Origin of the sequence: Pseudomonas batumici (genome assembly GCF_000820515.1) — a bacterium.
Classification (GTDB): Bacteria; Pseudomonadota; Gammaproteobacteria; order Pseudomonadales; family Pseudomonadaceae; genus Aquipseudomonas; species Aquipseudomonas batumici.
The window spans coordinates 1-21,874 of the sequence record NZ_JXDG01000040.1 but is presented as its reverse complement, the minus strand read 5'-3'; the positions used below and the strand labels follow the sequence as shown (position 1 = coordinate 21,874).

At 55.5% G+C, this 21,874-nt stretch carries 18 protein-coding genes and 1 pseudogene; 7 read left to right on the top strand and 12 right to left on the bottom strand.

What is annotated here, in order from left to right:
• The first annotated feature begins 390 nt into the window (after positions 1–390).
• Positions 391–1,314, top strand: coding sequence for a LysR family transcriptional regulator (locus UCMB321_RS15240; RefSeq protein ID WP_040068226.1), 924 nt, complete (start codon positions 391–393; stop codon positions 1,312–1,314).
• An 87-nt stretch (positions 1,315–1,401) separates the two neighbouring features.
• Entirely contained in the window at positions 1,402–2,121 is a 720-nt protein-coding gene (locus UCMB321_RS15235; RefSeq protein ID WP_040068224.1) for an alpha/beta fold hydrolase, read from the top strand.
• A gap of 165 nt (positions 2,122–2,286) precedes the next feature.
• Here UCMB321_RS15235 and UCMB321_RS29510 read toward each other — a convergent pair whose 3' ends face one another.
• The gene (locus UCMB321_RS29510; protein ID WP_084615044.1) at positions 2,287–3,492 is read right to left on the bottom strand and encodes a pectate lyase family protein; all 1,206 of its coding nucleotides are present in this window, start codon (positions 3,490–3,492) and stop codon (positions 2,287–2,289) included.
• A gap of 202 nt (positions 3,493–3,694) precedes the next feature.
• Positions 3,695–4,711 (bottom strand): AraC family transcriptional regulator, encoded by a 1,017-nt coding sequence (locus UCMB321_RS15225; RefSeq protein ID WP_040068222.1) that lies wholly within the window; start codon positions 4,709–4,711, stop codon positions 3,695–3,697.
• Positions 4,712–4,940: 229 nt separating this feature from the next.
• On the opposite strand from UCMB321_RS15225, the gene UCMB321_RS15220 reads away from it, so the two are divergent.
• Complete coding sequence (locus UCMB321_RS15220; protein ID WP_040068220.1) at positions 4,941–5,696, top strand: class II aldolase/adducin family protein; 756 nt, start codon at positions 4,941–4,943, stop codon at positions 5,694–5,696.
• Positions 5,697–5,809: 113 nt separating this feature from the next.
• Complete coding sequence (locus UCMB321_RS15215) at positions 5,810–6,106, top strand: SCP2 sterol-binding domain-containing protein (RefSeq protein ID WP_040068454.1); 297 nt, start codon at positions 5,810–5,812, stop codon at positions 6,104–6,106.
• A gap of 191 nt (positions 6,107–6,297) precedes the next feature.
• On the opposite strand, the gene UCMB321_RS15210 is transcribed toward UCMB321_RS15215, so the two are convergent.
• Genes UCMB321_RS15210 through UCMB321_RS15190 form a run of 5 tightly spaced genes read right to left on the bottom strand, consistent with a single transcriptional unit; the run spans position 6,298 to position 12,028 of the window.
• Positions 6,298–7,116, bottom strand: coding sequence for an SDR family NAD(P)-dependent oxidoreductase (locus UCMB321_RS15210; protein WP_040068218.1), 819 nt, complete (start codon positions 7,114–7,116; stop codon positions 6,298–6,300).
• A 37-nt stretch (positions 7,117–7,153) separates the two neighbouring features.
• Positions 7,154–8,047, bottom strand: coding sequence for an SMP-30/gluconolactonase/LRE family protein (locus UCMB321_RS15205; RefSeq protein ID WP_245220805.1), 894 nt, complete (start codon positions 8,045–8,047; stop codon positions 7,154–7,156).
• A gap of 33 nt (positions 8,048–8,080) precedes the next feature.
• Positions 8,081–9,268: an MFS transporter gene (locus UCMB321_RS15200; protein WP_052451241.1), complete on the bottom strand. Its 1,188-nt coding sequence runs from the start codon at positions 9,266–9,268 to the stop codon at positions 8,081–8,083.
• Between the two features lie 34 nt (positions 9,269–9,302).
• Positions 9,303–10,739 carry a coniferyl aldehyde dehydrogenase gene (locus UCMB321_RS15195; RefSeq protein WP_040068214.1) on the bottom strand — a complete coding sequence of 479 codons (1,437 nt, stop codon included), beginning with the start codon at positions 10,737–10,739 and terminating at the stop codon, positions 9,303–9,305.
• Positions 10,740–10,795: 56 nt separating this feature from the next.
• Entirely contained in the window at positions 10,796–12,028 is a 1,233-nt protein-coding gene (locus UCMB321_RS15190) for an amino acid deaminase/aldolase (RefSeq protein ID WP_040068211.1), read from the bottom strand.
• Between the two features lie 256 nt (positions 12,029–12,284).
• Here UCMB321_RS15190 and UCMB321_RS15185 point away from each other — a divergent pair, with 256 nt between their 5' ends.
• The 3 genes from UCMB321_RS15185 (at position 12,285) to UCMB321_RS15175 (ending at position 16,594) form a co-directional block, all read left to right on the top strand.
• Positions 12,285–13,082 (top strand): SDR family NAD(P)-dependent oxidoreductase, encoded by a 798-nt coding sequence (locus UCMB321_RS15185; RefSeq protein WP_040068209.1) that lies wholly within the window; start codon positions 12,285–12,287, stop codon positions 13,080–13,082.
• Between the two features lie 179 nt (positions 13,083–13,261).
• Positions 13,262–15,190: a DUF1302 domain-containing protein gene (locus UCMB321_RS15180; RefSeq protein ID WP_052451239.1), complete on the top strand. Its 1,929-nt coding sequence runs from the start codon at positions 13,262–13,264 to the stop codon at positions 15,188–15,190.
• 39 nt (positions 15,191–15,229) lie between these two features.
• Positions 15,230–16,594 (top strand): DUF1329 domain-containing protein, encoded by a 1,365-nt coding sequence (locus UCMB321_RS15175; RefSeq protein WP_040068206.1) that lies wholly within the window; start codon positions 15,230–15,232, stop codon positions 16,592–16,594.
• Positions 16,595–16,750: 156 nt separating this feature from the next.
• On the opposite strand, the gene UCMB321_RS15170 is transcribed toward UCMB321_RS15175, so the two are convergent.
• The 5 genes and pseudogenes from UCMB321_RS15170 to UCMB321_RS15150 all read right to left on the bottom strand — a co-directional run.
• On the bottom strand, positions 16,751–18,439 hold the full coding sequence (locus UCMB321_RS15170; protein WP_084615042.1) for a methyl-accepting chemotaxis protein: 1,689 nt from the start codon (positions 18,437–18,439) through the stop codon (positions 16,751–16,753).
• Between the two features lie 296 nt (positions 18,440–18,735).
• A complete protein-coding gene (locus UCMB321_RS15165) occupies positions 18,736–19,641 on the bottom strand; it encodes a transporter substrate-binding domain-containing protein (RefSeq protein WP_040068204.1) in 906 nt (301 codons plus the stop codon).
• A gap of 382 nt (positions 19,642–20,023) precedes the next feature.
• Positions 20,024–20,839, bottom strand: a complete 816-nt coding sequence (locus UCMB321_RS15160; RefSeq protein WP_040068202.1) for an HpcH/HpaI aldolase/citrate lyase family protein — start codon at positions 20,837–20,839, stop codon at positions 20,024–20,026.
• Positions 20,836–21,678: an HTD2 family dehydratase gene (locus UCMB321_RS15155; protein ID WP_040068200.1), complete on the bottom strand. Its 843-nt coding sequence runs from the start codon at positions 21,676–21,678 to the stop codon at positions 20,836–20,838. Before UCMB321_RS15155 ends, UCMB321_RS15160 begins: the two co-directional genes overlap by 4 nt.
• A gap of 25 nt (positions 21,679–21,703) precedes the next feature.
• A pseudogene (locus tag UCMB321_RS15150) lies at positions 21,704–21,874 on the bottom strand (FAD-binding protein); the annotation flags it as partial.

The window sequence follows — 21,874 nt, the reverse complement described above, 5'->3', positions numbered from 1 at the left end:
AGAGAAGGGAGAGGGAGGATGGACAAGAGAGGTGAACGGTTCGTGGTCCGGAAAAATCGAACAGGCCAGGTAAGAACAAACGGTGGGGATCATGGCGCTAGCCCTCGAATCTTATTCTTGTAGTGAGTCGAGCGCTCTTTGGCGTCGACGTTGATTGAACGCTACCGCAGAGTGAGAAGGGTAATAAGCCGTCAAACAGGTCTAGCTGATATGCCCAGATTCTATAGCTAGGCGCGCAGCCCCGGCGGGCTGAGGGATACAGCGTGTCCGAAGGACGCCAGGCCTCACTGCACGTGGTTTTCAGGGTAATCCAAGGCTCGTAAATACGTTTACACTGCTATCACTGTTCCGGCGCATATCGCGCCGAGCCTGACGCTGACTGGCCCGGTAATGGATGTTGTTCAACTCAAAACCTTGATTCATGTGGCCGAGCTGGGCAGTCTTAGCAAGGCCTCGGACCGTCTTCATATCGCGCAACCGGCACTCAGCCGACAAATCAGAATGTTGGAGAAAGAGCTCGGCGCCTATCTGTTCGAGCGACACGGGCGCGGCATGGAAATTACCGATGTCGGCCGCGAAGTGCTGGCCCACGCGACTCGAATCATGGAGGAAATGGAGTCGATTCGAAGTTCGGTCGTCGGCGGCCGATCATCTTTTCGTGGAACGGTCGTCATCGGTACGACGCCCACAGTTGCCGAAATCGTTACCGTACCGCTGGTGCGCAAGATCCGCGACGTGCATCCCAATCTGGCTGTCAGATTCTCCTCGGCCTTCAGTGGTTACTTGCTCGATTGGGTTCAGCGCGGTGAGTTGGAGCTGGCTATTTCCTATGACCCGCAACCGCTGCATACGCTTCGAATTGTGCCGGTGATGATGGAGAACCTGCTGCTGGTCGGCCCCGCCAGTGCCAACTTGCGCATCGATACGCCGGTAGCTTTCGTGTCTTTGGCCGAGCAGCAACTGATATTGCCAAGCGCCCGCCACGGCCTTCGCGTGATCATGGACAACTGCGCTCGCGAAGTCGGGATCAAGCTCAAGACCCGTGTTGAAGCTGATTCGTTCGGCGCGATGATCGATCTGGTTCGCAATGGCTTTGGTTTGACGGCCTTGCCACTGGCGTCGATTTACCCACACCTTGAAGCTGGTGCGCTGTGCGCGGCACCTTTGGTGGATCCTGTGCCCATGCGCAAACTGGTTCAGGTTTTTCCGGCGGACAGGCGAGTCAGTCCGGCCGCCAAATTCGTCGGGGATGCCTTTATCGAAATTGCCGCCGATCTGGTCAATCGCAAAGTTTGGGCTGGATACATGCTTTGAACCATCGGCTGATGTGTTCACTCCATGAGCCTGCCCCCCTGCAATAACCGACCATTCTTGACCGACACCTTTCGAAGGAGACCGCCGTTGGCCTTCAACAACACGCCGCTCGTACTCATTCCCGGATTGCTTTGCGATGAGCGGCTATGGGCGCACCAAAAGGCTGCCCTGGAACACTCAAGACACATCTTCATTCCAGATGTCTCCCTCGACGCCAGTATTGCGCAGATGGCGGAACGAACACTGGATGAAGCTCCCCCGGTTTTTGCACTCGCAGCCTTGTCCATGGGCGGTTATGTGGCCATGGAAATCATGCGACAGGCGCCTGAACGGGTGATGAAACTGGCCCTGATAGACACGATGGTGCGACCGGACGATGAAGCCCGAGCCAAGGCGCGACGTGGCCTGTTGAGCCTTGCACAACTTGGCAGGTTCAAGGGCGTCACGCCGCAACTGCTGCCCAAACTCATGCATCCGCGTTGTATCGGTACCGCCATTGCGGACACTGTTCAGGCGATGGCACAAGCGATAGGAAAGGACGGTTTCGTCCGGCAACAGCAGGCGATCATCGAGCGCCCGGATTACCGCCCTGTGCTTGAGACGATTGCAGTACCTACCTTGATAGTGGTGGGGGAAGACGACGAAATTACTCCCCCGGTAGAGTCCGAAGAGATCCATAGGGGCATACCGCACTCGCGTCTGGTTATGCTGCCTGAGTGTGGACATCTGCCGCCTTTGGAGTATCCGCAACTGACGACGCAACTGCTGAGTCGATGGCTTGATGACGAGTCGATCGCTGGGCCGTAGCTGCGCAGCTGCTCACGGCTTCCCCCTGTTTCCCACCACTGATGACAATGTCTTAAACCACCCAGCACGGCGACCTGACGCATTCTGCATGTGCAGGTCGGGCTTGGTTGATGCCGGCGTAACGCACTGGAGGTGCCCATGAAAGCGGGCACGCTTTAACGTAGGTTATGTATGCCCCGGACCTGCTCCGGCCTTGACCATCGCAGGAACGTCCTGGGCGGGGATGGGGGATTCGATCTGCGGTCTAGGAATTTTGGCGAAAACGTCAAGCACATTGCTGTCGGTGTTAAAGCCGTTCACCTTGGGAGGTGGATTGGCGATATTGCTCAAGCATGACCGTCCGAGAGCCGCGTGACATTTGGCCTGGGAGGAAGCATCCAGGCTGCCTTGCATGCCAAAAATATGGCCGGGATGATCGGTCCGGGTAATGGGTAGGGCGACATTTTCGAAGTTATTGCCCTCGACCAGCACTCGGGCCGGATCGACCGCATCCAGAGCATGCCAAGAACCATCTTCGAAATAGTTGTTCACCATATGGACAGTCACATCGTCGCCGCCAATTTTGGGCGCGCGGCCCGAGAAATGGTGGAACCAGTTATAGGACATGGTGATGCTTTGCGCCTTCGCAGCCATCAGCAGGTTCCAGTAATGTTTGCCGCTGCAGTTGTGGGAATACAGATTGTCGCCATCGAAATCGTTCCAGGAAATGCTGACATGTAGGGTGGGCTGGAACCCGCCGACTATCATCTGACGTCCGATGTTCTTGAAATGGTTATGGTCAATCCAGACCTGATCCACATCATCCAGAGTTAACGCATCACCGGCGAAGATGACGCCCTGATTGATATCGCTGAAGGTCAGATTGCGGATGATGACATTCCTGACGCCCTTCAGGGCCAGCCCCTTGCCTTTCAGCGTCGCCGAAGCACCAATGCCGATCACTGTCTTGTTGGAGCCAACCTTCAGCGGATTGTTAGGGGCCTTGTCGAAGTCCACCTGAATGATTGGTTTGCCGTCGCAATGTTTGTCGTCGGAATTCAGTAAAGCCAGTGTTTCCGGTTTATATGGCGAGGAGGCTGGGCAGGCATCGCCATAAACACATCCCGGTTTGGAGTCTCGTCCCTCGGTCCCTGTGTAATCGAAGGTACCGTCCACCTCAACAATACGGGGCGTGGTGTCAGAGCAGAAACCGCCGGGACCGTAAGACTGGCACAGAGCATGCTGCAATTCATTACGGTTATGGACCCGCACCACAGCCCCACCGGCTCCACCGATGGTCCCCGCTCCAAACCCCTGCGGGGTATTCTCTGCGTAAGCGGGTAAGTAAGTGAAAAGTATAAGAGAGGGCAGAATATATCTGGTCAGAAGCATGAATTTTGTTCCCTGCATTGAAAAGATATGCTTGCGCCAATTTTGATTGATTAACTGATCAAAATCATGACATTAATCTTTCCAATTGAAGTCAGCATGCAGCATGGCAAAAGTGCGTGAATTCATAGGGCCTTATACCGATCTACTTTCAAATACATAGTTGCCAGAATTAGTCCGTGCATTCCCTACTGGTCAGGGATGATTAATGCGTTTGCCGCGGCCCATGCCCTGTCCATCGTTTGAAGGCCCTGCGAAAGTTATGGGCGTCGCTGAAACCCACTTCATAGGCCACTTCTTCGATGCTCAGGCGTGAGTTGCTCAACAGGGCAAGCGCACGGTCCTTGCGGATCTGGTCGAGTACATTCTGATAAGACTGGCCCTGGTCCGCCAGGCGCCGACGCAAGGTTCTATCGCTCATGCACAGTTGCGTTGCGACTGCCGCCAGTGCCGGCGTCTGGCGAAGGTCACGACGTATGATGCGCTCGATGGATTCGATGAATTCATTCTCTGTCGATTGTTGGGCGACCGTCATCTGTAGAAACTCCAGTGCCTGTCGATGGCTGAGCGGATCGTAGGTGGCAATCGGTTTGTCGACCCAGTGGGCTTCACACGTAAACAGGTTGTCCTTTTGCTCATAACGCACTGGGCATTTGAACACCTGCTCGTACTGCGCCGCGTAGGAGGGTTTTGGGTAAGTCAGTTCGATGGATGTCGGGTTGAACGCATCACCCACCAAGGTTCGCACCAGATTCAGGAAGATACCGAAGGTTTCCTCAACCAGAAACACCTGGATATCGGGTTCGTGGAACAGGCTGGTAGCCCGAACCGACACATGTGTCTGGCTATTGACCCGGTCAAGTTGTAGCAGCGTTCCTGCATGGCTTTGCATTTTTACACCCAGGCTGATGGCATCGCCCAGCGTAGGGCTGGTGAGCATCGCGTACCCCACCAAGCCAATGGAACCGATGGTTTCATTGATGCCGATATCAAGCCCCAGCCCTCGCTCCCGAGTCTTGGTCATTTCCAGAGCGCGCCTGATCATTGAACTGGCCTGGCGAAAGGAGACACGGCACTCAGGATCCGAAAGGTCTGCTATTTCAAAGCCAAGCCCCATGCATAAGCGGACGGGATCAATACCAAAGTCTTTGCTCATGCCAGCAAGGCAACGCAGCAGATAAACATGCAGATTGGCTGTTGTGTAACGTGCTGAACCATCCATCTGGTTATCCTTTTTTCTGATTCTGGAGCGATTCGCGGATTTGTACGCGCTTGTTTGCGTTTTGCCGAGCCGCCTTGCTCAATGCCACTGTGTCAGTGATTAACGCTGACCTGAAATGACTCTCAGCTGTCCGTTTGAGCGACAGGGAAGCACTTTGCCTCACCTTATGCTTACCGTGCAGGACTTATGTGAGCAACACAATAAGAACCCAAACGGTAAGGAGATTCAAATGGAGATGCCTTCGCTCAAGGCGCAAGTGAGTGAGCAGGAGTGGCAGCTGCGATGTGATTTGGCAGCGTGTTATCGGCTGGTTGCTTTGTATGGTTGGACGGATCTGGTGTTCACTCACATCAGTGCCCGTGTCCCGGGTCCGGAACATCATTTTCTGATCAACCCCTACGGGCTACTTTTCGAAGAAATCACTGCCTCTTCCCTGGTGCTGGTGGACCAGGAGGGGCATCAGGTCCGTGAGTCGGGATTCAATGTGAACCGAGCGGGCTTCGTGATTCACAGTGCTGTCCATGCGCTACGCACGGATGTCCAGTGCGTGCTGCATACCCACACCCGGGCGGGGGTTGGCGTCAGTGCCCAGCGAGCCGGGCTGCTGCCGGTGTCGCAGCAGGCTTCGTTCGTCCTGGGGAGCCTCGGCTATCACGATTATGAAGGTGTCGCCCTGCGTGATGACGAGAAACCGCGTCTTCAGCACGACCTGGGACAGGGAAGTTTCTTGATGCTACGCAACCACGGATTGCTCACGGTCGGGCGAACCATCGCGGATGCATTTCTGGCGATGTACATCTTTGAAAGCGCTTGTCAGATCCAGATTGCTGCGCAGGCGGGTGGTGACTTGCTTCCCATTGATCCGCCTATCCTCGAAGGCATCGCTGATGCGACGCGCGTACAAACTGACGGTTTGGGTGGCGGATTTGTCTGGCCGGCACTGTTGCGCAAGTTAGATCGCCTGGACACCGATTACAAAACCTGATTCGTTCATTCACGCGATGGGCACTTTCAATCGTCGGGCTGCGGTCTGGAAATATAGGTTCGTTAACCCCGAGTGTTCTCAGTATGGAACATCTAGCAGTGGAGTTTCTTAAAATGGAATACCTTTTCGACATTACCGAAAAATTCAAAGTTTCCGTCACCAATGGTCCAATCCCTGTCACCAGCCTGAAAGTTAGCCTCAAGGACGTGGGGTTTATTTCAGTATCGGGTACGACTGTGACTAACGACGATATCGATGCCGATACCACCATCGTCATTTCACGTAAGGATTTCGAAAGTCTGGTGGCCGGTAAGTTGAATGCACCGGTGGCGTTTATGCAGGGTAAAATCAAGATCAAGGGTGATCCAGGAGCTGCCTTGCAGTGGTTACCCGTTTTCCAGCGAAGCTAATAGTTTGTCAGCAGCTCGTAGCGAGGGCGAGTGAGGGTACCTGACGTTGGACTCGTTTGAGCAGGTTACCAACGCTTGAGACTTAAAGGTGCAAAGGATCCAGGATTGAGTGACAGGCAGTCACTCGATCCTGCTGGGCATTTGGTTAGTGCGAGCAGATGTCCTTGCCCAAGGGACCTCACTTCTCGGGCTTATAGTGTCGTTTCTGCTCGTCTTGTCTGTTGTGCCTGCTTGCCGATTTCTTCCATGGTGTCGAACAGATTGCGCATTTTCTTCGGGTCAGTTCCCAGCATACGTATTGCGCGTGCCTGTTCGGGGGGCATAAACACCTCTACCGTTTTCTTCTTGATGGCCTTGAACAGTGTTTCGGCGACGAACTCAGGCGTGACCGACTCGCTGGCAAAGGCAAACGAGGCGGCGTCATCTTGAGCTTCCTGTTCCAGCATCGGGGTTTCCGTGGAGGTTGGGTGAAGGATGGTGAAGTTCACCGGCCCGTGACGCTCCTCCAGGGCGAGTGCGTGATGAAAGGCACGCAGCGCCTGTTTCGAGGCCCCGTAGCTGGCAATCCCCGGGAAAGGCATGAACGAAGTCATGCTGCACACCGTGACTATATGGCCATGGCCTTGCTCATTAAATCGCTTGAGTACCGCCAGGGTGCCGGTGAGAGGTCCCATGAAGTTGGTATTCAGCGTTCGCTGGTGTTGTTCCAGAGGCACGTCCCGAGCGTAACCGGTGCAAACGATAGCTGCGTTGTTGATCAGAATGTCGAGTTGACCGAAGTGATGGTAGGTCGCGTCGATCGCCTGATCCCATTGGGTCGCCGAGCAGATGTCCAGCCCAATGGCGCAAGCTTTTTCGCCCAGGGAGGCTGCCAGTTCGCGTGCGCCCTTTACGTTGATATCCGCCAGCATCACGCTGTAGCCCAGCGAAATGGCATGTTTTGCGCTTGCCGCGCCAATACCGCTGGCGGCACCGGTCAGCAAGATAACCTGCGGCTTTTTATTCTTCATAATGTTGTTCCTGTGGTCACCACCAGGGTGGGCTGGATCAGTGGGAGGGTGATGGGGCGGGCTGTCCAAATGTGAAGATCGGGGCACCTTGAATATCGATGTCGCAAGAAAGCAACGTTCCGGCTTGCTCTTGGTCGTCGACCTCAACCGTAAGCGAAGTGACGAAAAGAGTACGACCGTCGGAACCGCCGAAGCAGGGCATGGTGGTGCCGATCACCGGCATCTGGAGGCTGCGCAGCAGTTCGCCCTGGGGCGAAATCTGATTGATCCTTCCTCGGTAGATACCGGCGCTCCAGTAGTTGCCCTCAAGATCAACGGTGCCACCGTCAGGCCAGCCGGTTTGTTCGAAATCGAGTGTGATGAGCACCCGCGGGTTTGAAATTTCACCACTGACAGGGTCGAAGTCGTAGGCGTTGATCGCCGCGCTGATGCCGTCGGTGTGATACAGCGTACGGTGGTCTGGGCTCCATGCCAGTCCGTTCGAGACGAACAGGTTGTCCAAGACACGGGTGCATTGACCGTTGGGGGTCACGCGATAAAGTGCACCGGTCGTGTTGATGCTGTTTTGATCCATACTGCCGACCCAGAAGCACCCGTCCGGGCCAACCTTGCCATCGTTAAGGCGATTGTCTGGGCGGTCGGGTTCCGGGTTGACCAGGAACTGCAGTTCACGGGTCCGTGGATCGAATAAATGCACGCCCGACTTAAGGCCCGCGATAATCCGATTATCATGGGTCAGGCCGATGCAGCCGATAGGAGACGGCATATCGAAGCGCGTCAGTTCACGGGTAACTGGATGGAAACTGAAGAGGGCAGGTGCATCGATATCGACGAACCACAACACCTCACGCTGAGCGTCCCATAGGGGGCTTTCTGCGAGTTCGAAAGGTGCATCGGTACAGACGGTCATCAAGGGTTCAATGATGTTCACGGATCGGTCTTCCTGATGGAGTGAGAGAACAGATCAGCCGGGCAGTTGTTGCGTCGACGTCCCCGCGACATGGAGGCCGCTGCCGCGCAATGCCAACCAGACAAAGGGCAGTGCCGCCGCGATGCCTAGCCCTAGGCCGTAGGAGAGTTGGATGCCGCCAAATTGAGCGAACAGCGATCCGGCCACTGCCGTGCCCAGGCCTGCGCCGATAAACGTGACGACAACGCTACGGGCTACCAATGAGCCGTCGGGATCAACCTCGGAAAGCAGGCCCGTCATAAACGGAATGATGACGAAGAAAGAGCAGTTGAGAGCCAACTGACTCAGGAAATACGACCAGCCATCGGTGGCGCGAAAGAACCAGATGATCGAGCCGATCAAGCCCAGTTGTGCGAGCCAAATGATTGCCAATCGATGAGGGTGACTGACGCGCAGTGAGGGGATGACCGCACCCGCGAATCCAAGCAGGGAAGACACCGACAACAAGATGCCAATCATTGAGGGCGAGAGTCCTGCGTGGCTCCCGACGATGCCGGAAACCGCCCATTGGGAGGCCTGGATACCATAAACCAGTACCGTGATGATCCAGATGGTCAGTACCAGGCGAATCGGCATTCGGCTGCTGGGGCGAGATTGAGCCGTCTGGCCGGTAAACCGGCCAATCCCATGGATCACCGGTGCCGCGAGTACTGCGACGGCGAACAACAACAGAAACAGCCAGCGCCCCAACCAGCCCTGAGGCAGGTAGGAAATGATCACCAGAATGCTGCCGTTGATAATCCCCGCCAGCAGATTGATCTTGCCCCAGAGCCGATCGGCAGCGACGCGTTGGGAAATGCCGGCGGCGACAATGACGAACAGAGCGCCTTCGCAAATGCCGGTAAAGCCGCGAGCAATACTGATGGCTGTGATCGTTGTGGCGAGGGCGCTGAACAGTTGGCCGGCGATGACGCCCAGGATGGCGACAAGGGTAGAGCTGCGCGATGCACGGGCAATCCAGCGTGGCATGAAGGCACAGCTGAGCGCCACTCCGAGTATCTCAACCCCGGCTATTTGCGTAGCGATGCTCTCGTCGAGCTGAAATCGCAGCATGACGGCGGCGACCAGAAAGGGGGTCAGAACAAGTCCGCTCGTGGCCAATGAGTAAGCCAGAGCCAGTCGTATGACTGCGCCGGAACTTAGTTCTGGACGCATGGGTGTTGCTGCAAGCGTTGACTTCATCGATTCACCTTGCTTGTTGTTATGGAAGGAAGCATTACTTTCCGAGCATCAGACGAGTGATGAACCGCGTCATTTTTCCGTAGGGAGCGGCGATTCGATGGGACATATTGAAGCGGCTCAGCTTGAATACTCCACGGGCATGGGACATCCGCACGAAACCATCGTAACCATGATAGGCACCGGTGCCACTCTCCCCGACACCGCCGAATGGCAAGTCCTCCTGGGTGGCATGCAGCATCGTGCCGTTGATCGTCACGCCGCCGGAGCGGGTCCGGTCTAGGATCTGCTTAATGACCTGCGTGTCATGGGAGAAGCAATAGAGCGCCAGTGGCTTGGGACGGTCGTTGATGAGTTCAATAGCTTGCTCGAAGGTGTCATAGCCAATGATTGGCAGGATGGGACCGAAGATTTCTTCCCGCATGACAGTGGCCTCCAAAGAAACGTCGGTCAGGATCGTAGGCACAATCTTGCGCTCCTGCGCCGCGCCCTCTTGGCTCAGTTGCCAGGTCTTGGCACCGGCCCACTTGGCTTGCTCGATCATGTCATCCAGGCGCTCGTAGTGCCGCGGGGAAATGATCGAGGTGTAATCCTTGTTGCCCGTGATGGACGGGTACAACGCTTTTGCCTCGTCGAGCAAAGCCGTGGCGAATACCTCGACCAGGTCGCGGGGGGCCAGTACGTAGTCTGGAGCAACGCAGGTTTGACCGGCGTTGAAGAACTTGCCGATGGCAATAATCCGTGCGGCTTTCTTCAATGAATAGTCACGGCAGAGTACGACCGGTGATTTACCCCCGAGCTCCAGGGTTACTGGGGTAAGGTTCGGAGCGGCCGCGGCCATGACTTGCCGGCCGATCCGGGTCGAACCGGTGAACAGCAAGTGGTCGAAAGGTAAGGTGCTGAAGTGCGCGGCTATTTCCGGGCCGCCGGTGATGACGGTGATCTGGTCCTTGGGAAAGGCCGAACCGATAAGGTCTTTAAGCAGTTGAGCGGTGCGAGGGGTGAGCTCGGATGGCTTGATAATGACGCGATTGCCCGCTGCCAGTGCTTCGATCAGGGGCACCAAGGTCAGCGTCAGCGGGTAGTTCCAGGGGGCCATGACGCCCACGACGCCCAGAGGCTCATAGATTACTCGTGCACTGGCCGGTTTAAAGGCCATGCCGACCTTGCGTTTGTGGGGGCGCATCCACGTTTTCAGGTGCGCGCGCACATATTTGATACTGTTCAGGATGGGCATCAATTCGCCCAGTTCGGTTTCCGCAAATGAACGGTTACCAAAGTCCATGGAGATCGTCTCGAGCAACTTCTGACGGTTGCTCTTGACCATCTGCATCAATGTATCCAGCGCGTGCATGCGTTGTACATAGGACGGTGCTCTGTTACGGCGCACGGCGTGCCGCTGAGCGTCGAAGAGGGACTGCAGCTCGTTGACCGAGTCGAATAACGGTGTCACTGAATGCACGGAGTGGTTCATTGTTGTTTTCCGTCGGTGGATCGCAAGGAGGGGCACAAGAGATATCTAGGGTCCGGTCAGAAGAAGCTTTTTCTTTCGCCTCGGTAAGTGCGGACGCTGTCGATCACCCGGCCGTCCTGAATGAGCAGCAGCTCGTTGAAACGCTCACAGAGCTCGCCGGCTTTGGCATGGCGGAACAGGATCGGATCGCCAATCGCCGGTGTCGTCACCCCTGAGTGGCGTATGGGGGTCTGCACTTCTCCGGCGGACTCGTTATCGATCAAGCTGCAACCGGCCGGTAGCCATGGCTGTGGCAAGCGGTTCTTGCCGATGGGGCCCGAGGCGATGTAACCGCCTCCCGAACAGGTCACGACACCGCCTTTCGGTATACGTGTTACGGGTAGGGCAAAGCCTGCGGCGGGCAGTAACTTGAATCCTCGATAGTGATCGAACAAGGTGGGAGCATAGAGACCGGAGCCTGCCGCCAGCTCTGTCACCGAAGGGTCCTGACGGGTACTTTCGAAGCTGCCCGTGCCACCACCGTTGACGAAGCGCAACCGATGTCCGTCTTTTTTCAAGGCCTCGACCACGGCCTGGCGACGGGCATTGACCTCAATGATCGACTTGCGTTTGAGGTAGCGAATCACACTACTTTTGATGGCCTCTCCCGGTACATCGTCCATCAAGCCTGCGACCTGACCTTCGTAGCCCATGAGTCCTTGCAGCACGACGCTTTTACGTCCGGCGATTTCCCGACCCAGCTTGATGGCGGTTGATACGTCATCAACGGGAGAGCGATGCACACCAAAGTAGATACCCGGAAAAGCCGAAGACATATCCAGGTCGATGGCCAGCGGAATCACGACGCCTTCGGCCACCGCGATTCGATTGATCTGAATCACCTGTTCGACGCAGTCGACCATCAGCGTAATGGATCGCCCGTTTCGAATCTGTGTTGCTGCCATTCTGATCTCGGTGGGCTCTACGCTGGGATAGGCCACCACTATGTCGTTAAACCCTTCGCTTGCCAGCCATGCCGCTTCTCCCACCGAGTAACACAGCAGGCCTCTCATGAACGGCCCGGCAGACATGATTCTGTGGATCATCTCCACCGAACGCACTGACTTGGTGACCAACCGTATTGGCAGGTTGCCTGCGCGCAAGCGCAGGTGTTCCAAGTTGATGGCGAAGTGATCGAGATCGATAAACGCTGCGGGTAGTCGATGATTAGCCAGAGCGGCACGGTAATAGGGGTAGTCGTGCATCGACATTTCAACGGATGTTCTTGTTTTTGTGGCTACACGGCTCATTGGGCGTTCTCTGCATGATCATCGAAGAGGGGGGCGCGGGCATACCTCGCTGTCGTGGAAGGAGGATAGGAGGGGGGGGCGATCGCTACCAAGGGTAAACGAGGCCGTTCTTGGGGTCCGAACAGGCCATCGCGTCCCGCATCTGGATGGCCGGAACTGACCCGAAACTGGCCTTTGGGCCTATGCGGATCCGAGCGGCTCTGGTTTTACACTCGAATCCAGCAACAAGCCCCCCAATAAGAAGAAAGGTGAAGTGATGCGCTATGCATTGATTACGGGAGCATCTGGAGGGATCGGGGCCGAATTGGCCAAGTTGTTCGCCCGTGATGGTATCGGTCTGGTGTTGTGCTCCAGTCCACGCAGCCGTGACAATTTGCAGGCGCTGGTTGCCGAGTTGAAGGGGCTATACCCCATCGAGGCGTATGGACTCTGCGAAGATCTGTCCTTGCCCGGAGCGGCAGGGCGTCTGATCGAGCAAGTGAATGCGCTTAAGCTACCGGTCGAGTTCCTGGTCAACAACGCGGGGGCCGGTATCGTCGGCCTCGCTTATCAAGACTACGACGCGACACAGCTCACCGCGATGCTTCAACTCAACATCGTCACGCTATCGCAACTCACCCTGCATTACGTGAAGCCGATGATCGAGCGGGGGCACGGTCGGATTCTCAATCTCAGTTCTTCGGCCGGGTATGTGGTGCCCCACGGTCTAGAGGCGGCTTATGCGGCCTCCAAGGCTTATGTCATCAGCGTGTCCGAATCGCTGTCCCATGATTTACGGCGCACGGGCGTGACCTGTACCCACCTTGCTCCAGGGCCGACTCGAACCAACTTTTTCGTGGCCGCCGGGCTGGTTGATGAGCGCCGCATGGCCAAACTCGGCTACAGCCAGCCGGATGATATTGCACGGATCGGCTACCGGGCCATGCATGCGGGGCGCTCCGCGGTCATGCCTGGGATCAGCAATAACATCGTGACTTGGCTGGCACGTATTTCACCCTCCAGAACGCTGACCGGAAATATTTCGGCGTATGTGGTTTCCCGTGAGTTGGATTAACTCACGTATTCGCCCGGTGTTTTGCAACGGATGTCGTGCGGGCTTGATGTAAACAGTTTTGTCTGAATGTTGATGAGTTCATCCGCAGGCTCACCTCATGGGTGGCCCTGAGAGTACGCGCACTGCCCCTTAGAGGTGAGGCGTAAAAATAATAATAACTGCCGCGGAGCAATGTGAGCATGAGCAAAGACGATGCGAAGTCTGGGAAGGTGTGCTTGCGCACCGGAATTAATCGGGTGCTGGCAGGCTTATTACCCTCGGTGTTAATTGTTCCCTCGGTGGGTGCCGTGGAGTTCAGCTTTCTGGACAGTCAGGTCAAGGGGTCGCTTGATTCGACGGTCTCTTATGGAACTGCGTGGCGAGTGCAGAGCCAGGATAAGAACAACGATGCCTTCAATGGTAATGACGGTGATCGAAATTTTGGTCCGGGCCTTATTTCGCAAGTGTATAAGCTGACGTCAGAGCTGGGCGCTACGTATCAGAACTACGGTGTCTTTCTCCGCGGAACTGCTTTTTACGACAGTCAGATCATGAATGATCACACGGATTACTACAAACATTCGGACATCGTTGAACCCAGTCAGAACTCTCCCAAAGACGACCGCTTCACTTATGAAGCACGGCGTGATGCCGGGCGAGGTGCGCAAGTACTCGATGCTTATGTCTACGGTAAATGGGACCCGCTGGATCACCCCCTGTCGGTTCGTGTGGGCAAGCAAGTATTTAACTGGGGGGAAAGCATATTCTATAGAGGGGGTGTTAATACCACCAACCCCTTGGATGTCACCAAATTTCGCTTACCCGGCTCTCAACTCAAGGAGGTTCTGGTTCCGGTAGGCGCTCTCAGTTTCAACTTGGGGCTGACCGATAACTTGTCCATGGAGGCTTTCTATCAGGTGGACTGGAAGGAAAGCGCCCTGGATCCGGTGGGCACCTACTATTCCACGACGGACCTGTTTGGCAAAGGTGGTAAACAGGCCTATGTACAACTCCCCGCATTGGCGCCGGCCTTCGCCGCCTACCAGAGCCTTGCAGCGGGGGTTCCCGCTACGCGTCTGGGCGCCGGGCCTTATGGTCTTAACAGTTTCATGGACCCGAGTACCGGTATCTTCAAGGTGGCCAATGTCGGCAACGACGAAAAGGCCCGGGACAGCGGGCAGTTTGGGATCAACTTTCACTACATTGCGCAAGCGCTCAACTACACCGATTTTGGTTTTTATTTCGTTAATTACCACACCAAGGAACCACTGGAGTCCGTCAGTCTCGGCAATTATCAAGGGGTTAACCTGTCCACTTTGTCAGGCGTGGCAGGCAGCAGCGCGGGGGCCATCGCTACTCTGGATATGGTGGGTAACGCCGTGGTGCAGCGAGCGTATATCGAAGATGTTCGTATGTACGGCTTCAGCTTCAATACCACCTTGGGCAATGCTTCGTTGTTTGGTGAACTGGCCTATCGACCCAATTTGCCCATCAGTATCAGTGCCACCAATGATCTGTTAGGCGACATCCTGGGGCAGGGAGTCTCCGGGACCACCAATATTTATGATGCGTCGGTGCCAGGGGCTCAAGCGTGTGTCCAGGTTTCAGGTAAACAGCTTTGCCGCAACGGGACGCTTAATAACTATGCGCGGGTAGAGTCCTTCAACGCCTCCGTGGGGACGATCTACAATTTTGGTCCGGCGCTGGGCTTTGACTCGCTGGTCGGTATTGCCGAGCTGGCGACTGAGAGTCTGCGTGGTAGCCTGACCTATACCGCTTTTACCCCCACTCCAGAAGTTCGAAAATTTGCCGGGACACCTGATTTACCTGATTCACCGATCAGTCGTGAATCTTACGGTTATACCGTGGTTGTAACGGGTACTTGGAATGATGTTTATGCCGGTGTCAATGTCTCGCCCTCTTTTAACTATTCGGACGATTTCAAAGGTAACTCCGATCTTGATGGGAATTTCATGGAGGGCCGTAAAGCGTACACCTTCGGTATCAAGGCGGCTTATCGAGGCGGCCTGGAGACCGAACTTCAGTACACCACATTTTCCGGTGCTGGGAGGAGCAATACCCTGCGTGATCGGGACAATGTCAGTTTTGACGTCAAGTACTCCTTCTAATCAGTCGTATTTTCAATACACCGCTTGCGGAGATTCACTATGTTTAAAGTAGCATCGCTTTTGAGCATGGCCATGATGCTCGGATCTTTTGCGGTCACGGCCGAAGCGGCTGTTTCTGCTCAGGAAGCACAGAAACTCGTTACCGTTTTAATGCCGCAGGGTGGGGAGAGGGCCGGTAACGCCGATGGCAGCATTCCAGCCTGGACCGGGGGCTTGGTAAAGCCGCCGATCCCTTACAAATCGGGTGATCACTACGTTGATCCCTTTCCAGAGGACAAGCCGTTGTTCACCATCACGGCGGCCAATCTGGAGCATTACAAGGACAAGCTGACACCCGGTCAGATTGCGATGTTCAAGACCTATCCAGACAGCTATCAAATGCCGGTTTATCAGACCCGGCGTACGGCCGCTGCACCGCAATGGGTCTATGACAACACCCTGAAGAATGCAACCACCGCGAAACTGCAGGAAGGCGGCGACGGTTTTTCTGATGCCTTCGGAGGGATTCCATTCCCGATACCTCAGAGTGGCGTCGAAGCGGTCTGGAACCATCTGGCGCGTTACCGTGGAACTCATCTGGTGCAGCCACTCAACGAGGCGTCGGTGGACACCAATGGCAGCTTCACGATGTACAGGTACCAACAGGAGGTGCTGTTCAATTACTACGATCAGAAATCGAGCTTTGCTGAGCTGCAAAACGTGATGTTCCACTATTTCAGCGTCGCCATCAGTCCCCCGCGAAGTGCCGGAGAGGTGGACCTTGTCTATGAAACCATGGACCAGGTAAAGGAGCCGCGTCTGGCGTGGGCGTATGAACCGGGAACACGTCGAGTGCGGCGTGCGCCGACGCTGGCCTACGATACGCCTGGAGACAACGACGGTCTGATGACTCTGGATAGCAAGGATATGTTCAACGGATCGCCCGATCGTTTTGACTGGAAGCTGATTGGGAAAAAAGAAATCTATATTCCTTACAACAATTACAAAATGACCCGCGCTGACGTGGCGTATAAGGATCTATTGAAGCCTGGACACCTCAACCCCGCTTACACGCGTAACGAACTGCATCGCGTATGGGTAGTGGAGGGGACATTGAAGGCGAGTGCGCGTCATTTGTACTCTAAACGCACCTTGTACTTTGACGAGGACAGCTGGCAGATCGTCCTGGCTGATCAGTACGACGGCCATGGTGAGTTGTGGCGAGTGTCCATTTCCTATCTGATCAACTACTACAACCTGCCGACTGTCTGGTCGGCGGTGGACGTGTTTCATGACCTGCAGTCTCGTCGCTACGTGGCGCAGAAACTCGACAGCGAGGAACCGCGCGGCATTGACTTCGATCAACCGAACCCGCCGAGCGACTACTTCAACCCCGCGGAGTTGAGGCGTCGTGGTACGCGTTGATATCCGGCCCCATTTCGCCCCTCTCGAAGCTGAAGGTCTTCGAGAGGGGCGCGGTTGCAAAGCTTCATGGCGGTGAGTCGACGGGACCCATCGGGTCCATATGGTTGGTAATCAGTTCTAGATACCCATCACCCTGCAAACCTTGCGCGACATCAGTCAGTTGCTGAGTGTTTGAATGGGGACCACCGAAGCCGGCATCGCGTTACCGCTGGCGGTGCGGCCTGAGGTCACTTTGAAGCGACGTACCAATCCACTCAGATCGCCTGCGAGCCGCGATAGCTCCTGACTGGCAGAGTGCGTTTCTTCGGCGCCTGCTGACGTCTGGATCGACAAGTCACGGATGCGGATCAGGTTCCTATCAACTTCCCGGGCCACTTGTGCCTGCTCTTCGGCCGCGCTGGCGATCACCATATTGCGTTCGTTAATCCCCGATACCGCATGTGCAATAGTGCTGAGAGCATCATTGGCTGCTTTGGCCTGCACCTGCGTCTGGCGGGCTTGGTCTGCACTGATTAGTAGGGCATCCACCGTCTGGTGGGTACCTTGTTGAATGGTGCCGATCATTGTTTCTATTTCGCGAGTCGACTCACCAGTGCGATGAGCCAGCGAGCGGACTTCATCAGCAACAACGGCAAATCCGCGACCAGCTTCACCTGCACGCGCAGCTTCAATCGCCGCGTTGAGTGCCAGCAGATTGGTCTGCTCAGCTACGGCCCGTATGACGTCGAGCACTTTGCTGATGTTCCGTGTCTGTTCGGCCAGGTTCCGAGCTTGATCAGACGCATCAACCACGTTATCGGTGAGGGCACTGATAGCCGTTAGGGTATCGGCTAACTGCACTTGTCCCTGGCGTGCGGTTTCTGAGGCCGCTCTGGATTCGTTGGAGGTCGCAATCGCATTGGAGGCTACCTCTTCAACGGCCTGACTCATCTCGGTGACGGCTGTTGCCGCCATTTCTATCTCGTCGTTCTGCTGATGTAAGCCTTGGGAGCTTTCACTCATGACAGCGCTCATTTCCTCAGTCGAGGAGGCAAGTTGTTCAGCAGAATTACCAATGTGGTTGAGTGTTTCGCGCAGAGTGGTTTGCATGGAGGCCATTGACTTGATAAGTAGTGCTGCTTCATCTACGCCCGTGGTGTCCAGATGCTGCGTTAAATTTCCCGACGCGATGGTTTCAGCAGCCCGCACGGCTGCATCAAGGGGGATTGTCAGGCTGCGAGTCAGGCGCCAGGAAAGCAGGATGGTCAGTAAGAGCGCCAGTGACATCTCGACGAGGGTGATCGTTTTGGATTCGCTGTAAAGCACCTCCCCCACTTGGGTATGGTGGCTAGCAAGGTCCAGGTTATACGTCTGGAGTCTTTTGGCGAATTCATTCATCCGGTCGCCGCTATTTGCCATGGTAGACATGATCTGAATGCGGGCTTGGTCTAGGTTGCCTTGCTTGACGAGTGCCGCAAGCGTGTCCACTTGAGTCAGATAGTCACGATAGGCTGTCTGCAGTTGGTCAAAGGTGGTGCGTTTTTCTTCGGTAAGGCCCAGCGCCTTGTATCTAGCGAATTCTGCGTCAACGCCCTGGCTAATCTTCTTGATCGACTCTTGAGTGGTCTCCACGGCGGAGGGGACAGCCGCTAACCGGAGTGTCTCTACTCGAACTCTTGCCAGCTGTAGGGCCAGATTGTCAACGGAGACAATACCCGGTATGGCATCTCTTTCAATCAGCTCGCTTTCAGTGCGTATATTGGACAGTTGGTGTAGGCCGAACAGACCCAGTGCGGCGACTACAACGGCTATCACCCCAAAACATAGCGTGCTGCGAGGGGCTATCTTAAGAGAACGGAGGTCCATGTCGAGTCCTGTGTCAATGTTGTTGGGATGTCGGTGCAGCTAAATTATCGGCGGTGTGGGTTGGATCTGAAGAGGGTGCTGAATATATAGTCGAATTATTGGTGGCTCTCATCTTCGGAGGAACGAGATGGGCGAAAATTGCATTTGGGATATATATCGCTAAAGGTGATGTATTGGAGTGACTATTTTTCGCTTGATTATTTTTGTATTGATGGTTCTGGGTTGTGTTTGGCCGCAGTCTTACGCGAGCGTACGTGGCGCTCGCAAGAGGGGACGGTGGTTGCGGCTTAGAGTGTTTAGTCAGAGATGGGCTTGTCGGTGGGGTCGGTAATCATTTCCTTAAAAGTTGGGTTCATTGGGAACTTAAGGTTCAACCCCTTTGGTGGGATTGGTTGATTGAACCACTTGTCGTAGAGCAATTTAATTTCGCCCGATGAAAAGATTGATTTGATAGCGTCATTAACAATTTTTTTGAACGCAGGGTCACCTTTGCGCATCATGCAGCCGTAGATCTCGTTGGATTGCGGGGTACCGGTCATGGTCCAATCGTCTGACCTTTTGGCCTTCGCCATCTCCCCCGCAAGCTGAGCGTCGTCTTGCATGAAGGCTACTGCGCGTCCACTCTCAAGCATCTGATAGGACTCACCAATATCTTTGGCTGAAATGACATTCATGCCTATTTGCTGCTTGGCATTCATGATCTTCAGTAACCGTTCGGATGTGCTACCTGCCGTGGTCACCACATTTTCGTTCTTCAGGTCTGCGAAGTCTTTATAGGGCGAGTCTTTCTTGGTTAAAAGGCGTGTACTGATTGCGAAAATGCCAATCGAGAAGTCAACCAGTTGTCCACGTTCGGTGTTGTTCGTAGTAGAGCCGCACTCTAAATCCACGCTGCCGTTTTGTATCAGTGGAATGCGGGTTTGGGAAGTGATCAGGTTGTATCGAACGTTAAGGTTGGGCAGATTTAGCTCTTTTCTGAGCGCCTCTACGATTCTTAACTGAATGTCCTGAGAGTAACCGATTGGGGTGCCCGAGGCATCAGCGACGTAGGAAAAAGGAATAGATGAGTCGCGGTGGCCCAGGGTGATGTTACCGGACTCCTTGATTTTTCGAAGCGTGCCGGTGAGCTCGGTGGCCATTAGCGTTGGGCATATAAGAGCGGCGGTAATCGCGCCACTCACTAGTCTTGAGATCATGCGCATCAAGAACTCCTCAGATTGTTAAGTCAGGTCTTTTTCGGACCCTGGCCTTTGACAGCTCGGCGGTAGATAATACCGAGCTTTATGAATGTTGATTTGACGCTGGCAGGCTTTCAATGAGAAGTACTGAGGTGCTTGGATTTAGTGCTGCTGCACTAGCAGGTATTCCCCCGTTTACTGTCAACACACCTGCGAGTTGGGAAAGATCGCTATCTTGGGTAGCCGATAGGACCTGCCGTCCACATTGTTGTGGTTGCAATGGGGTTCTATAGGACGACTATTGCAGATGGCCTTCATCCGGTCTATTCCGAAAAGCAGATGAATGCCATACGCTAGACCTATAAATTAGTAGTCAGTTTTCGTTAGCCATGGTGCCACCGTGGGGTCAGCTCGCAAGCGCCAGAATGGCTTGCGCGCGACCCATGACCGGCGCGTCGATCATTTGCCCATCCAGCACGAAGACGCCTTCACCTGAGCTGGCTGCTTCCATGATGCGGTGCGCCCAAGCCAGCTCCTCAGGAGCTGGTTTTAGTGCCTGATGGATGATGCTCACTTGGGTCGGGTGGATACACAGTGAACCCCCAAAGCCCATGTCCCGGGCATATTGGATGGCACTGTGCAGGCCTGCGGTGTCCTGGATGGACGGAAATACACCGTCCAGTGCCGGGGCGAGTCCAGCGACTCGAGTGCTGAGCAATACGGCATAGCGGGCATGACCGAGGATTTCTTCGGCGGCACGGCTGCCGGTGGTCAGATTCAGGTCCAGGCCCAGATCGAGGCTGCCGAATGACAGGCGCTCAACGCCCTGGGTTTCGGCTATCTCACTGAGTGCGGCCAGCCCCTTGGCACTCTCGATGATGGGCCAGATCAGCTTTCCGGTTTTACCTGCGGTAAGCACTTGCGTCGCGCTTTCGGCTTTGGGCAGCAAGATTCCGATCACGCCCGCATGGCGCCGGCACAGATCCAGATCCGCGGCGTGCGCCCAGTGGCCCGGGGCATTTACACGCACCAGAATCCGTGCCTTGGGGCTGTCGCTCAGAAACCGCTCCAGGTTGTCCCTGGCCTGTTCCTTGAGGGTTTCCTGCACGGCATCTTCCAGGTCGACAATGACCCGGTCCGCGCCGGTGGCAATGGCTTTGAGGATACGCTCCGGGCGTGTGGCCGGTACAAACAGGGCGGAGCGAACAATCGACGAACTCATAGTGTCTCTCCGTCGCTGAACTCGATCTCTCCGATCTGTGCGGTACCGTCCTGATTACCCGCCCAGACCTGCGCCTTGCCTGTGTCGATCAAGCGTCCACCCACCTCGAACGGTTGGGGTGAAATCAGGGGGCGGACACCTCGGAAGGTGAAGCACTTCAAGCGTGCTGTCGGGTGCGCGTGGGTAAAGGCACGCAAGTTCAGAGTGGCGATCAAGGGGCCGTGCACCACCAGGCCTGGATAACCTTCGGTCTCCGTGACGTAAGGCCAGTCATAGTGAATGCGATGTCCATTGAAGGTGACCGCGGAGTAGCGGAACAGCAGGGTCGAGGAGGGTTTGACCTGTTCCTGCCATTGCCCCTCGGGAAGTACTTCGGTGCCTCTGAGCTTTGGCGGCGTCGGTTCCCGGTAGACGATGTCCTGCTCATCTTGCAGAGCGCGCTGGCCGTTCTGGAAGTACTCATGGCGCACGGTGACAAACAGCAAGGAACCGGTACGCCCGTGTTTTTCTTCGATATGGATGATGGTCGAGACGCAAGACACTTCCGCCTCCACCTGTAACGGCTGGTAAAACTCCAGTCGGCTACCGGCCCACATGCGATTACGCTTGTGGGCGGGCGGCAAGAAGCCACCGAGTGCTGGATGGCCGTCAGGGCTCAATTCGTCTGCGGCAACCGGCTCCTGGAAGAACGCCCAGTGCCACAAGGGCGGTAGTGGTTCCCCCGGCTGAGGGGGCACCTCGCCTAAAGTCGCAGCTATTCGTTTCACAAGGTTGAAGCTGATCCGATCCTGGCTTTCCTGACGACGGCCAATCCAGGCTGAAAAATCGACACTGCTCATACATATTGCTCCTGTCGGTCGTTGATCAGGCCAGGGCGGCCAATTCAGGTATCGCTTCAAAGAGGTCAGCGACCAGGCCGTAATCGGCCACCTGGAAGATTGGCGCCTCTTCGTCCTTGTTGATCGCAACGATCACCTTGGAGTCCTTCATACCCGCCAGGTGCTGGATCGCGCCGGAGATACCGACGGCGATGTA